13 protein-coding genes are annotated in these 12,248 nt (G+C 62.0%); 11 read left to right on the forward strand and 2 right to left on the reverse strand.

What is annotated here, in order from left to right; translation table 11 throughout:
* Positions 1–204: 204 nt before the first annotated feature.
* Positions 205–1,665, reverse strand: a complete 1,461-nt coding sequence (locus tag FNL56_RS24985; RefSeq protein WP_143582431.1) for a porin — start codon at positions 1,663–1,665, stop codon at positions 205–207.
* 341 nt (positions 1,666–2,006) lie between these two features.
* Here FNL56_RS24985 and FNL56_RS24990 point away from each other — a divergent pair, with 341 nt between their 5' ends.
* Complete coding sequence (locus tag FNL56_RS24990; RefSeq protein ID WP_143575529.1) at positions 2,007–2,588, forward strand: MarR family winged helix-turn-helix transcriptional regulator; 582 nt, start codon at positions 2,007–2,009, stop codon at positions 2,586–2,588.
* A 20-nt stretch (positions 2,589–2,608) separates the two neighbouring features.
* Here the strand turns inward: FNL56_RS24990 and FNL56_RS24995 are convergent, their stop codons facing one another.
* On the reverse strand, positions 2,609–3,712 hold the full coding sequence (locus FNL56_RS24995) for an alpha/beta hydrolase family protein (protein ID WP_143575530.1): 1,104 nt from the start codon (positions 3,710–3,712) through the stop codon (positions 2,609–2,611).
* Between the two features lie 304 nt (positions 3,713–4,016).
* Between FNL56_RS24995 and FNL56_RS25000 the strand changes: the two genes are divergently transcribed.
* The 10 genes from FNL56_RS25000 to FNL56_RS25045 all read left to right on the forward strand — a co-directional run bounded on the left by FNL56_RS25000 (position 4,017) and on the right by FNL56_RS25045 (position 12,247).
* Positions 4,017–4,598, forward strand: a complete 582-nt coding sequence (locus FNL56_RS25000) for a DUF4255 domain-containing protein (protein WP_143582432.1) — start codon at positions 4,017–4,019, stop codon at positions 4,596–4,598.
* Between the two features lie 9 nt (positions 4,599–4,607).
* On the forward strand, positions 4,608–5,894 hold the full coding sequence (locus FNL56_RS25005) for a hypothetical protein (RefSeq protein ID WP_143575532.1): 1,287 nt from the start codon (positions 4,608–4,610) through the stop codon (positions 5,892–5,894).
* A gap of 45 nt (positions 5,895–5,939) precedes the next feature.
* Positions 5,940–7,736, forward strand: coding sequence for a phage tail sheath family protein (locus tag FNL56_RS25010; protein ID WP_143582433.1), 1,797 nt, complete (start codon positions 5,940–5,942; stop codon positions 7,734–7,736).
* Positions 7,737–7,800: 64 nt separating this feature from the next.
* Positions 7,801–8,253: a phage tail protein gene (locus FNL56_RS25015; RefSeq protein WP_143575534.1), complete on the forward strand. Its 453-nt coding sequence runs from the start codon at positions 7,801–7,803 to the stop codon at positions 8,251–8,253.
* 13 nt (positions 8,254–8,266) lie between these two features.
* On the forward strand, positions 8,267–8,794 hold the full coding sequence (locus tag FNL56_RS25020) for a phage tail protein (protein ID WP_143575535.1): 528 nt from the start codon (positions 8,267–8,269) through the stop codon (positions 8,792–8,794).
* Between the two features lie 18 nt (positions 8,795–8,812).
* The gene (locus FNL56_RS25025; RefSeq protein WP_143575536.1) at positions 8,813–8,995 is read left to right on the forward strand and encodes a DUF5908 family protein; all 183 of its coding nucleotides are present in this window, start codon (positions 8,813–8,815) and stop codon (positions 8,993–8,995) included.
* Positions 8,996–9,697, forward strand: coding sequence for a CIS tube protein (locus FNL56_RS25030; RefSeq protein ID WP_143575537.1), 702 nt, complete (start codon positions 8,996–8,998; stop codon positions 9,695–9,697). It abuts the gene before it with no gap.
* Complete coding sequence (gene vgrG / locus FNL56_RS25035; RefSeq protein WP_143578370.1) at positions 9,694–11,493, forward strand: type VI secretion system tip protein VgrG; 1,800 nt, start codon at positions 9,694–9,696, stop codon at positions 11,491–11,493. The genes FNL56_RS25030 and vgrG overlap by 4 nt, the downstream gene beginning before the upstream one ends.
* 19 nt (positions 11,494–11,512) lie before the next feature.
* Positions 11,513–11,815, forward strand: coding sequence for a PAAR domain-containing protein (locus FNL56_RS25040; protein WP_143575539.1), 303 nt, complete (start codon positions 11,513–11,515; stop codon positions 11,813–11,815).
* A 3-nt stretch (positions 11,816–11,818) separates the two neighbouring features.
* Complete coding sequence (locus FNL56_RS25045; protein ID WP_143582434.1) at positions 11,819–12,247, forward strand: GPW/gp25 family protein; 429 nt, start codon at positions 11,819–11,821, stop codon at positions 12,245–12,247.
* Position 12,248 lies beyond the last annotated feature (1 nt).

Below are 12,248 nucleotides of genomic sequence, written 5' to 3' on the forward strand. Positions count from 1 at the left end.
TTACGCGGGTCTCCTTGAAGACTGGCCGGCAGAGCATCTGCCTGCTGCGTACGCTGATCTTAATTGAGCTTGAACGTTAATTTCAATAGCTGATTTAGTAATATATCGAGCAATTTGGAGGGAGCGCTGTGCACTTCCGCTCGAAAAAAATCCCCGGCGGTTGCCCGCCGGGGATTTCTTCAGTTGGCTGACTAAACGCTCATATTAGAAGGAGCGCAGAGCCTGAACCTGACCGACCAGGGTGCCCTGGCTGCCGAGAACCACAGGGTTCGTGCGGTTGGTGAAGCCGGTCGGCGTGATCGTGCCGGACAGACCGGTATCCATCCAGGCGTACTGGACTTCAGCCGAGAACGTCAGGTTCTTGACGGGGGTCCAGGCGGTACGCGAACCAACCTGATAGATCGAGAAGTTTGCATCGCCGGTGATACCACCGCCGAAAGCCGCGTTGTAACGGTTGACCAGGATGGCGTTACCCGTACCGGTGTTCTCGTGACGGGCGTAAACGCCGTACAGCGAGGTGCGCCAAGCCGGGTTCCAGTAGTGCTCGTAGAAAATGCGAGCGCCCCAATCGGTCGACAGCTGCAGATCGGCAGCCGGAACGACACCGCCCGGGCTGGCGAAAACGGCGTCCATGTACTGGCCGAAGGCCGCACCGTTACCGTTGAAGATGGTGTAGCCGCTACCGCTGACGTTCGAGGTACCACCGAACACGTAGCGGCTGGCGCCGTTCGCATAGGTGACATCCGCCTTCAACGAGTCGCCAACGCCGGTCGGCAGGTTCTTGATTTCGAAGCCGGCGGTCAGAGCGTAGCCGAACTTGTCATCGGGATGACCGGTGTTTTCGCCGGTCGCGGTGCCAGCAAGGCCGTTGTACTGAGCCGAAACGTGGTGCACGGCGCCAGCGAAGTGCAGCGAGCCCCAGGCCTGATCGAGACGCAGGTTACCGACGAAATCGGGAATCTGCTGGCCGGCGATCGAGTTGGTGTAGCCGGTGATGCCCGGGACGCCGATCGAGTCGTTGCCGTCATAGATGCCGGCGACGCGGTAGGGACGCGGGGTTTCAGCCGAGATGGTGGCCGAGAAGCCGTTACCGAACGAAGCGGTGTAGGCGAGCTGCGGGATACCGGTCTTTTGGTCCGAACCGCCGGTGAAGCCCGACGAGATCGACTGATGCGCCAGCACCCACTGGGGGTCGAACTGCGACACGGCCTTACCGATGGTGAAACCGGCGAACTGGATGAAGGCGTAGTCGACTTCGTTGTTGCCGCCGGCGATGCCGTCGGTGTTGTCCGACCACTGGAACTGGGTGTTCACGAAGGTGCGGACGACGCCGTATTCGGTAGCGGTGCGCGTGTCCATGTTCAAGTTGGCGCGTGCGCGGCCGACGAAGTAGTCCTTGTTGCGCGTATTGGTTGCGCCAGTGCCCTGGAATTGCGGGGTGCTGTAGACGCCCGACGAGTTGAAGCTGGTATCGACGCGGATGAAGCCGCCGATCTTCAAGCAGGTGTCGGTGCCGGGGATGTAGTAGAAGCCTGCGCCGTAGAGCGAGCAGATCTTCACGTATTCGACAGCCTTGACCTTCACCGGAAGATCGGCCGCCTGTGCTCCGCTCATGGCGATCAGACCCGCCGCTGAACCGAGGATAAGGCTCTTAATCATCGTCATGTTAACCTCCAAGTTGTTCTTAAAGGGAAGGTTCCGGATCCGCTGGTGACGACCACCCGAAGATTAGTTCCCCTAGACCCCAAACTAACCGCCAAGTGCTTCGCGCTTTCGGACAGCCCGCATAACGCGAGGCAATTAAGCGAAACCTTCAACGGGACGACCGCGGGTTGCCCCCTTCGTCGTGAGGAACAATGCATGGCCGGGTTGCATAAGGAAATTACTTTATGAACTCTGGTAACGTTTCCGCGATGCGGTGTGGTTTCCATGCAACAGCGATGTGACAGCCATTGCGACGATCAGTCAGTTGATTCACTTATGCAATTCCAGTAAGTAGAGCCGATATGGCCGACCGATCTACCAGCACCAAGCGCCCGCGAAAACCGGCCGACCGCGAGCGCAATACCGCGCGCACCGCCACCACCGGCAATCCTGGCAAGGATCCTGGCAAGAATCCTGGCAAGAATCAGGACCTCGTCAGCCAGGTGGTCTGGGACATCGCGTCGATCAACGTTCACATCGACGAAATTCGCCAATTCTGGGCCAAGGAGATCGGTATCAGCGGTCCGCAATGGATGATCCTGATGGCCATTGGCGATCTCGACCGCGGTAACGGCGTCTCCGTCAAGGAGGTCTCGGCAATGCTCCACGTCGATCCGTCCTTCGTCACCACCCAGTCCAAGATGCTGGAAAAGAACGGCTTCATACGCCGCGTCCCGTCGACCGAAGACGCCCGGGTGGTGCTGATGTCGCTGTCCGACAAGGCCGGCAAGAAACTCGCAGTGCTGTCGTCGCGGCGCGACAACCTCACCGCGTTCGTATTCTCCGGCTATGACGAGGCGGCCCTGCGAGACATCAGCGATCAGCTCAGCGCGCTCAAGAGCCGGCTGGAAAAGGCGACGCTGATGCTTTCGATCGTCGGCTGACGCCCCGGCAGCCGCGCATTCTACTTCTTGCGGCGCACCAGCTGGTCGGCGATCCAGTCGAAGATGAATTCGCTGCCGATGGTGGGATTGTCGCGCTGGGCGTGCGAGGCCGCCGTCTCCGAGGCTGAAAAAATCTTCAGGTCGAGTTTCACGCCGTCGGCGATCAGCGCATCGCAACACCGCGCGACGTGATCGGCATCGAGCCAGTCATGTTCGCCGAGCGCGACGAGGATCGGGCAGCGGATGTTTTGCGCGGTATTGCTGCGGGTCAGCCGGTCGATATGTTCGGCAAAATTCAGCGAAGCCGGATTCGCAGCGGGGCGCGCGGCGAGAAAAGCCCGCTCGTGCAGATCCCAGATCCCGGCGTCGCAGACGGCAGCCCTGAACCGATCGTCGAAACTGGCGCAACGGGTGGCGAAGGCGGCGCCCAGCCCGTCGCCGAACACGGCGATCCTGTTCTGATCGACGTCCGGGCGCTCCACCAGATAGTCCACCCAACTGCTGATCGCGGCTTCGATCTCGTAGCGCCCGGATTTACGCTCGGATTTACGCTCGGAGGAGCCTCGCGGGCCGTGCCCGGGCAGATCGACCAGCAACAGCGACAGCCCGCGCTCATGGGCATAACGCGGCATCCGGTAAAGGTGATCTTCCTTGTAATGGTCGGGAGCGGCGATGCAGATCACCACCGGCCGACGCGACCGGCCGGGCGCCGGCAGGAAATAACCCTGCATGGCGCGGCCGTCCGGCAGAGCGAGACCGACCACCACGCCGGCCGGCGTCGAATGCATCAGATAGAGCTGTGAACATCGGTGCATGTGTTCGAGCGCGCGGTCGTTACGCACGTCCCGATCGCCGACGAAGGCCAGCGCCGTCCGGTAATAATTGGCGGCCCGAAGCCAGTTGCTGAGCGCCGTCTTGACGTGGCCTGCGGCAAACGCCGTCTCGCCGCGCTGCCGGTTGAAGTCGGCGATCCGCATCCACTGGCGGTGCCAGCTATCCTCGCAGGCGGGATCGATCGCACTCGCCGTCAGCAGGCATTCGGAAATCGTGCTGCCGCCTTCCTGGGCGGCACCGAGCACGCGCAGAAACTGAAACGAGCATTCGTCGTGGCCGGGCCACTGCATCCATCCCCGCGGATCATAGAACGGAGGCGCGCTGTCGATAGCAACGATGACCAATCCCCCGAACAATCAGCAGAGACACGTCTTCAATCAGGCCGCTCACACATACAACAAATTTATGACAGCGAAACAATTAATCACACTATAGCCCGACCCGCTTGGCGCTCACCCCGCCGGCATGCCGCAAAACGGATCGCGTTGTGAAAGCCAACAATTAATTCTACTCAGGGTTGCATTAACATCGGATTGCTGCGACCATGGGCTGAGTTTCGGATGACGTTCGATCAACGTAGCCCGCGGGTAGATCATGGAACTGATAGAGACGGTTTGCGAACTCATTCGGCAGCGGCTCAACGCCTACTTCCAGAACATCGATCGCAGCGACGAAGACCGGGTGGTGCTCTCCAACATCGTCGATCATGACGGCGCAATCTGCCAGGGCGCCAAGGACAAGGTCGTGATGGTGCTGACCAACATCACCCATGAGACCATTGTCAGCACCTACAATTCGGCCGCCCGCACCAGTTCCACCAGCTACGCCATCGTCCAGCCGCCGATCTACATCAACCTGTTCATCCTGTTCTTCGCCAATTTCTACGACCGGCAATATGCGCAAGGCCTCGCGATGATTTCGCGGACCATCAGCTTCTTTCAGCAGAATCCCAGGTTCACCCACGCCAACATGCCGGACCTCGACGCGCGGATCGACAAGATCACGATGGAGATCACCAATCTCGATCTGCTGCAGGCCAATTACCTGATGGGCATGCTGGGCACGAAATACCTGCCCTCGGTCTATTACAAACTGCGGATGATCCCGTTCGCCAGCGACGCGATGCAGGCGGCGGTGCCGGCCGCGCAAGGCGTCGATGCGCCGAAGTCGACATAGGGGGGCGCGATGCCGCAGACCGCCGACCCGATCGACAGCGCCGTACGCTATCACTACCCGACGACGCATGCACTGAAGCGGGACGCGGAGGATCGCGCGGCCTATTACGAGACCTTGATGCAGGTCAGGTTCCGGCATCCGTACTACAACCGCAACGACGATGCCTGCCCGGATCTTGCGGCGCGCCCGACGGCGGCCGCGCAACAGGCGATGTCCGCGCTCGGCCTGCTGTTCCGCGACGACGGCGCCTCGTTCTCGGTGCTGTACAACCGGACCCGCAGCGATGCGCTGGCCTCCTGGCTGGCGCGCCAGGGCCGCGGCGGACAGTTCTGGACCCGGCTGACTTTCGTGCTGACGTCACGCAGCCCCTATTTCATCAATGTCACCGACCTTCCGATCGACCTCGATCCGCTCCGGGAGAATCTTTATCTCGCCAATCAGGCCGCGCATGACGATCCGGAAGTCGGGATCCTGCTCAATCCCGGCCGCATCGTCAGCGCCGAGCAGTTGATCCCCGTCACCGGGTCGCAGTATCAGGCGCGGGTTTCGATGGACGTTCGCGGCATCGCGGTGCGCGCGATTTCCGGCGAGGTGGTGCTGTGCGAGCCGCGCTGTGTCCCGGAAAACCAGTCCGCGCCGCCGGCAGTTTGCCTCGGCTGGTTGGCCGGCCTGCCCGCCACGACGCCGGATCGCTGCCGCGACACGATCTACCTCAATTTCGGAATGCTTCCTGAAGACAAATACACGATCGACACGATCGCCGACAGCGGCGACGTGATCCGGCAGGAGGTCCGGCTCTACACCGCCGACGCGCCGACGCCGCTGGGCCTGATCGACCTTTTGTTCAGCGAGCCCTTTGCCGGCGCCGGCGGGATCTATCCCGTCAGCGATCCCGCGCGCGATGACGTCACCATCAGCGGCGTCGACTATGTCCTGAACTTCGGCGCGAGGTCGACGTTGTGGCGCTATTATATCGTGCCGCCTGCTCCCGACACGGCCTATGACGATCTGGCAATCGAATGCCTGGCGCCGGATCCGGCGCTGAGCTTTGCCGGCCCCGTCTCGGTCATCCTCGCCAACGGCGCGCCGGCCTATCTTTTCGTCTCCGAGCAGCCGCTGCTGCTACAGCAGCAGTCGATCTACCGCTTCCGCCTGAAAGGGAGGCTGCGCCATCGCCGTCTCGAAGAGGACACGCTGGTCGATCGCCTGCCCGTCGCAGCCCCGCAACAAGTCTTGCCGCAAACCGACGAGGCCGGCGCGGCGCGCAACTATTCCGACATCTACGTCTACGTGTGAGTTCGACTGTGCAACGGAATCCCGCCATCAGATGAGGAGCAGGTCATGTCTACTTATATGAACAGAACGACACCCGGCGTCTACCTGACCGAGTTCAGCGCATTTCCCAAATCCATCCCAGGCGTCGCGACCGCGATACCGGCTTTCATCGGCTATACCGAAAAATGCGATGTCAGCGGCAAGCAGGCGCTGTTCACGCCGTTCCTGATCAATTCGCTGGCCGACTACGTCGCCATCTTCGGCGATGAGTTCAATGCCGTCTACGACATGGCGGACAAGGACAAGGACGGTAAGGCGTATGACGCCGAGAACAGCGACTTCTCCTCGCAGGTCTGGAATGCCACCACCAGTGCTTACGATACCACCTATTATGTCTTCACCCGGTCGAGCACGACGTTCCCACGCCAGTCCGAGCAGAACCGGCGGAACCGTCTCGACGCCGATGACGAGGAATCGTTCGGGCCATCGTTGCTGGATGAAGATGGCGCCGCCAAGCCTGGCCTGGCCGCCTACAACCTCTACAACAGCCTCCGGATGTTCTACGCCAATGGCGGCGGCACCTGCTACGTCGTCTCGGTCGGCTTGTTCAGCGCCTCCGCCGCCGTCAGCTACGACGACCTGTCGAAAGGGTTGGCCGCCATCGGCGAGCAGGTCGGGCCGACCATGCTGGTGATCCCGGACGCCGTGCTGCTGCCGGCCGACGCGCCGCCGACGAACCCGCCGCCGCCTCCGGGCTACATGCCGAAATCGGCAGGATTTCAGAGTCTGTGCCGGGACATGCTGGCGCAGTGTGCCGCGTTGCAGGACCGCATCGCGATCTTCGATGTCTACGGCACGCAGGATCTCGACCCGAAGAGCCTGAACTATACGACCGAGCTCAACAACGTGATCGCCAATTTCCAGGAAGCGGTCGGCGACACCAACCTCAATTACGGCATGACGTATTTCCCGTTCCTGATCACCTCGATCATCCAGCCCGGCGAGATCACCTATCTGAACTACAGCACGGCGCCGCTGCAGACGATCCTGACCGACGAGGCAGCCTATCTGTACCCGCCCGAGAAACCGGCCAATGCCGCTGCCGACAAGGACGACAATGCGACCTATCTGACGCTGAAGGAATGGATCGACTCGATTTCCAAAGCGGAAAACCGCGACGACACCACGACCGAGGGCCGCAGCCGGATCACCAAGCTGAACCAGAACCTGGTCAACGGCATCCCGAACTACAAGCAGATGACCAACGTGTTGTCCTATGTCATGAGCATGCTGCCGCCGAGCGGCGCGATGGCCGGCATCTTCACGGCCAACGATGCCTCGCGCGGCGTCTGGAATGCCCCGGCCAATGTGGTGCTGAACTCGGTGGTGCAGCCGAGCATCAAGCTGAACGGCGCGCAGCAGGGCCCGCTCAACGTGCCGATCAACGGCAAGGCGATCGACGTGATCCGCGATTTCGTCGGTCGCGGCCCGGTGGTGTGGGGCGCGCGCACGCTCGACGGCAACAGCCTGGATTTTCGCTACATCCAGGTACGCCGCACGCTGATCTATTGCGAGAGCTCGATCAAGACCGCGCTCAACCAGTTCGTGTTCGCGCCCAATGACGGCAAGACCTGGGTCGGGGTGGTAGCGATGGTATCTGCCTTCCTGCGAAACCTGTGGGCGCAGGGCGGGTTGATGGGCGACAAGCCCGACGAGGCCTTCACCGTGCAATGCGGCCTCGGCAGCACCATGACCGCCACCGACATCCTCAACGGCTACATGGTGGTGCAGGTCACGCTGGCGATGATCCGCCCGGCCGAATTCATCGAACTCACCTTCAAGCAGAAGATGGAAGGCGCCTGATTCAGGCGTCTCGTTCTAGCCCCGCAACCGTGTAACCCGCAGCCGCGCATCGGAGGATCCCATCATGGCAGGCGAAGTTCAGGACCAGGTATGGCCGCTCCCGAAATTCTACTTTTCCGTCAAACTCGGCGACGACGACACCGTCAATTTTCAGGAGGTCAACGGCCTCGACAGCGAGACCCGACCGATCGAGTACCGTCACGGCAACAGCCCGAGCTTCTACCCGATCAAGATGCCGGGCCTCGGCAAGGTCGGCAACGTCACCATGCGCAAGGGCATCTTCGTCACCGATGCCAAATTGTGGACCTGGTACAGCGAGATCAAGATGAACACCATCAAACGCCGTACGGTGGTGATCAACCTGCTCGACGAGACCGGCAATCCGAAAATGGTGTGGACGCTGAACAATGCGTGGCCGACCAAGATCACCGGCACCGACCTGAAATCCGAAGGCAACGAGGTGGCGGTCGAATCCGTCGAGATTGCCTTCGAGACGCTGACGGTGGCGGCACCGTAGGGCGGATGCGTCGATGCCCGACTACATCCCGCCGCCGAACTTCTACTTTACGGTGACCGTGCTGGGGTCGGGATCGGTATTTGCGCTGGCGTCCGGTGTCGACGCCAGCTTCCAGGACATCTCGGGACTGCAATCGGAGATCGGCACCGACGACGTCCCGGAGGGCGGCGAGAACCGTTTCGTCCACCGGCTGCCGAAGCAGTCGAAATACGCCAACCTCGTGCTGAAGCGCGGCGCCGTCAGCACGCTGTCGTTCTTCGCCGAATGGTTCGGCGGCACCATCGGCTCGACGTTGTCGTTGCCGGTGCTGCCACAGAACCTGCTGGTGTCGCTGCTCGGGCAGAGCGGCATTCCGATGATCGCCTGGGCGGTGATCAACGCCTATCCGCTGAAGTGGAGCATGTCGAACCTCAATTCGCAGGACGGCCGGGTGCTGATCGAGTCGCTGGAGCTGTCGTACAATTATTTCGAGCGGCTGAACCTCGGCGATCCGCTGACCGCAGCCGCGCAGATTGCCAAGGTGGCGGTAAAATATGGCTGAGCGCCGGGAAACGCAACGATGACCCTGGAGATCAACGAGATCGGCATCACGATGCGTGTCCGCAGCGACCCCGTATTGGCCGCCGTGACAGACGCCGATGTGCCGGGCGCGCCGGCCAGCGCCACGACCGCGCGCGACGAGCTCGTCGAACTCTGCGTGCGGCGCGTGCTGCGCGAGCTGCGCGCGGCAAAGGAGCGCTAGATGAGCTATTCCGGCAGCCTCAGCAAGATGAAGATCCTGGCCTTCAGCGACGACAAGTTCGCCAGCTCGGTCGGCGAGTTCTCCGTCTTCATCAATCCGGCGTCCTACGCGCGCTCCTACAAGATTCTGTACAACGACCGCCAGGCCCAGGGCAGCAACGGTCCGTCGCCGAAATTCAACCGCACGCTGTCGGACACCGTGAAGTTCGAGCTGGTGTTCGACGGCACCGGCGTCGTCGGGAGTCCGCTGCCCGGCGTGGTGCCGTTCATGGAAGACGGAATCCGGACCCAGATCGACACCTTCATGAAGCTGGTGTTCAGCTACAATGGCAACATTCACAGCCCCAACTTTCTCGAAATTAGCTGGGGGACACTGCTATTCAAGTGCCGGCTATCGACGCTCGACATCAACTACACGCTGTTCAAGCCGGACGGCACGCCGCTGCGGGCCCGCGCCAACGCGCTGTTCACCAGCTTTCTCAGCGAAGCCGACCTGGCGCGTCAGGCCAAGAAGAGCTCGCCGGACCTGTCTCACGTCGTCACGGTGAAGGGCGGCGATACGCTGCCGCTCTTGTGCTTCGACATCTACGGCACCAGCCTGCCCTACCTCGAAGTCGCGCGGGTCAACGGCCTCGATCATTTCCGCAACCTGGTAGCCGGCACGCAACTCATGTTCCCGCCGTTGCAGGAATCCGTGACATGACCGCGCCCTCGCCGCTCCTGACCTCCGGCTCGCTGTGCAGTTTCGCCATCAAGTCCGACGGCGAGCCGATCGACAGCACCTTTCAGGTGGTTTCGATCGATGTCTGGAATGCCCTCAACAAGGTGCCAAAGGCGCAGATCGTGCTCTATGACGGCAGTGCTGCCGAAAGCGACTTTGCGATCAGCAGCGGACCGACCTTCATCCCCGGCCGAAAGATAGAGATCGCCGCCGGTTACGACGGCAAGAACAGCACGATCTTCAAGGGCGTGGTGCAGAGCCAGGGCATCGAGATCATTCGCGACGGTCCCTCCAGGCTGATCGTCGACGTCACCGACGAGGCGATCAAGATGACGCTGGAGCGCAAGAATGCGCTGTTCGAGAAGATTACCGACGGCGACCTGATCGGAAAGCTGATCAGCGCCAACGGTCTGGCCAAGGAGGTCGCCGCCACCAACACGGTCAACGAAGCCGTCGTGCAGTATTACGCGAGCGACTGGGACCTGATGCTGACGCGGGCGCAGATCAACGGCCTGGTCGTGTCGGTGAATGCCGGCAAGGTGACGGTGAAGGCGCCGGACAATACGCAATCGCCAGTACTGGCGATCGAATACGGCGATTCCATCTTCGACCTGCAGGCCGGGATCGATGCGGCGAGCCAGTTGGCATCGTCGGCGATCACCAGCTACGCTTGGGACCCGGACACCCAGAAACTGGCCGACAGCGGCGCCGGCCCGGTCAAGGTCACCGAACAGGGCGATCTGTCCTCCGCCGAGCTGGCGAAAGTCTTCAACGTTAAGAAATTCGCGCAGCAGACCGGCGCACCGATCGAGAAGACCGCGCTGAAGGACTGGTCGTCGGCGGAGCTGCTCAAATCGAAGCTGGCGAAGATCCGCGGCCAGGTCTCGTTCCAGGGCAGCGCGCTGGCGCAAGCCGGCAAGACCGTGGCGCTCGGCGGCCTCGGCTCGCGCTTCAACGGCAACGCCTATCTCAGCGCCATCCATCACAGCATCACCGACGGCGACTGGATCTCCACCGCCGCGTTCGGCCTGTCGGACCAGTGGTTCGCGGCGCAAGCCCCGGAGATCGCGGCGCCCGGCGCCTCCGGGCAGTTGCCGCCGGTCAAGGGGCTGCAGACGGGCCTCGTCAAGAAAGTGGCGGCGGATCCCGGCGGGGAATTCCGCGTGCTGGTCAGCCTGCCGCTCTTGCAGGACGACGCCAAGGGCGTGTGGGCGAGGCTCGGCACGTTCTACGCCTCCAACAAGATCGGCGCGGTGTTCTATCCGGAGGTCGGCGACGAGGTGGTGGTCGGCTTCATGAACGAAGACCCGCGCTACGCGATCATTCTCGGCAGCGTCTACAGCAAGAAGCTGGCGCCGCCGGTGCCGCCGGACGAGAAGAACAGCAAGAAGCTGCTGATGACGCGCAGCAAGCTTGAGATCTCGTTCGACGAGGAAGGCAAGATCATCGAGATCAGGACGCCCGGCAACCAATCCATCAAGCTCGACGACAAGGGCAAGTCGATCACGATCCTGGACAGTAACAAGAACAGCGTGACGCTGTCGAACAGCGGCATCACGATCGAGAGCGCGTCCAATATCAGCATGAGCGCCAAGGGCAACATCGCGATCGACGCCAAGGGCAATCTGAAACTGAGCGCGGCAGCCAATGCGACGATGGAAGGGCTGCAGGTGGCGCACACCGCGAAGACCAAATTCTCCGCGCAAGGCACCGCCCAGGCGGAAGTGAAGGCCTCCGGCATGCTGACGCTGCAGGGCGCGATGGTGAAAATCAACTGAGCCAGGGAATGGAATCGACATGCCGCCGGCCGCCCGACTGACCGACTTCCACCAGTGCCCGATGATGACGCCCGCCTTTCCGGCACCGATCCCGCATGTCGGCGGGCCGATCGCCGGGCCCGGCGCGCCGACCGTGCTGATCGGCGGGTTGCCGGCGGCCAAGGTCGGCGATCTCGCAATCTGCATCGGGCCGCCCGATGCCATCATCAAGGGCTCGATGACGGTGAAGATCATGGGCATGCCGGCGGCGCGGATGGGCGACAAGACCGCGCATGGCGGCACCATCATGCTCGGTCTTCCCACCGTGATGATCGGTGGATGAGTGATGGCCAGCGCGGACAAATCCTTTCTCGGCACCGGCTGGAGTTTTCCGCCGACCTTTTCGCGCGCCAATCATGCCGTGGTGATGGTGAAGGACGACGTCGATATCCGTGAAAGCCTGTGGATCCTGTTCTCCACCTCGCTCGGCGAGCGCATCATGCTGCCGAGCTACGGCAACCAGCTATGGAAGATGGTATTTCGCGGCATCACGACGACGCTGATCACGCAACTGCAGGACATGGCGGCGCAGGCGATCCTTTACTGGGAGCCGCGCATCGATGTCGATCTCGTCCGGATCGACGCCGACGACAGCGTCAACGGGCTGCTGCTGATCAACGTCGACTACACCGTGCGCAAGACCAATGTGCGTAGCAACCTGGTCTATCCCTTCTACACCCAGGGGGAGCAGACCATCCCCTCGCCGCCGATCTGAG

This window comes from Tardiphaga sp. vice304 (genome assembly GCF_007018905.1).
GTDB lineage: Bacteria > Pseudomonadota > Alphaproteobacteria > Rhizobiales > Xanthobacteraceae > Tardiphaga.

What these genes read in the sequence shown, in the direction of transcription:
- FNL56_RS24985 (WP_143582431.1), bottom strand. Translation starts at nt 1,665, where the DNA reads ATGACGATGATTAAGAGCCTTATCCTCGGTTCAGCGGCGGGTCTGATC.
- FNL56_RS24990 (WP_143575529.1), top strand. Translation starts at nt 2,007, where the DNA reads ATGGCCGACCGATCTACCAGCACCAAGCGCCCGCGAAAACCGGCCGAC.
- FNL56_RS24995 (WP_143575530.1), bottom strand. Translation starts at nt 3,712, where the DNA reads ATGCAGTGGCCCGGCCACGACGAATGCTCGTTTCAGTTTCTGCGCGTG.
- FNL56_RS25000 (WP_143582432.1), top strand. Translation starts at nt 4,017, where the DNA reads ATGGAACTGATAGAGACGGTTTGCGAACTCATTCGGCAGCGGCTCAAC.
- FNL56_RS25005 (WP_143575532.1), top strand. Translation starts at nt 4,608, where the DNA reads ATGCCGCAGACCGCCGACCCGATCGACAGCGCCGTACGCTATCACTAC.
- FNL56_RS25010 (WP_143582433.1), top strand. Translation starts at nt 5,940, where the DNA reads ATGTCTACTTATATGAACAGAACGACACCCGGCGTCTACCTGACCGAG.
- FNL56_RS25015 (WP_143575534.1), top strand. Translation starts at nt 7,801, where the DNA reads ATGGCAGGCGAAGTTCAGGACCAGGTATGGCCGCTCCCGAAATTCTAC.
- FNL56_RS25020 (WP_143575535.1), top strand. Translation starts at nt 8,267, where the DNA reads ATGCCCGACTACATCCCGCCGCCGAACTTCTACTTTACGGTGACCGTG.
- FNL56_RS25025 (WP_143575536.1), top strand. Translation starts at nt 8,813, where the DNA reads ATGACCCTGGAGATCAACGAGATCGGCATCACGATGCGTGTCCGCAGC.
- FNL56_RS25030 (WP_143575537.1), top strand. Translation starts at nt 8,996, where the DNA reads ATGAGCTATTCCGGCAGCCTCAGCAAGATGAAGATCCTGGCCTTCAGC.
- vgrG (WP_143578370.1), top strand. Translation starts at nt 9,694, where the DNA reads ATGACCGCGCCCTCGCCGCTCCTGACCTCCGGCTCGCTGTGCAGTTTC.
- FNL56_RS25040 (WP_143575539.1), top strand. Translation starts at nt 11,513, where the DNA reads ATGCCGCCGGCCGCCCGACTGACCGACTTCCACCAGTGCCCGATGATG.
- FNL56_RS25045 (WP_143582434.1), top strand. Translation starts at nt 11,819, where the DNA reads ATGGCCAGCGCGGACAAATCCTTTCTCGGCACCGGCTGGAGTTTTCCG.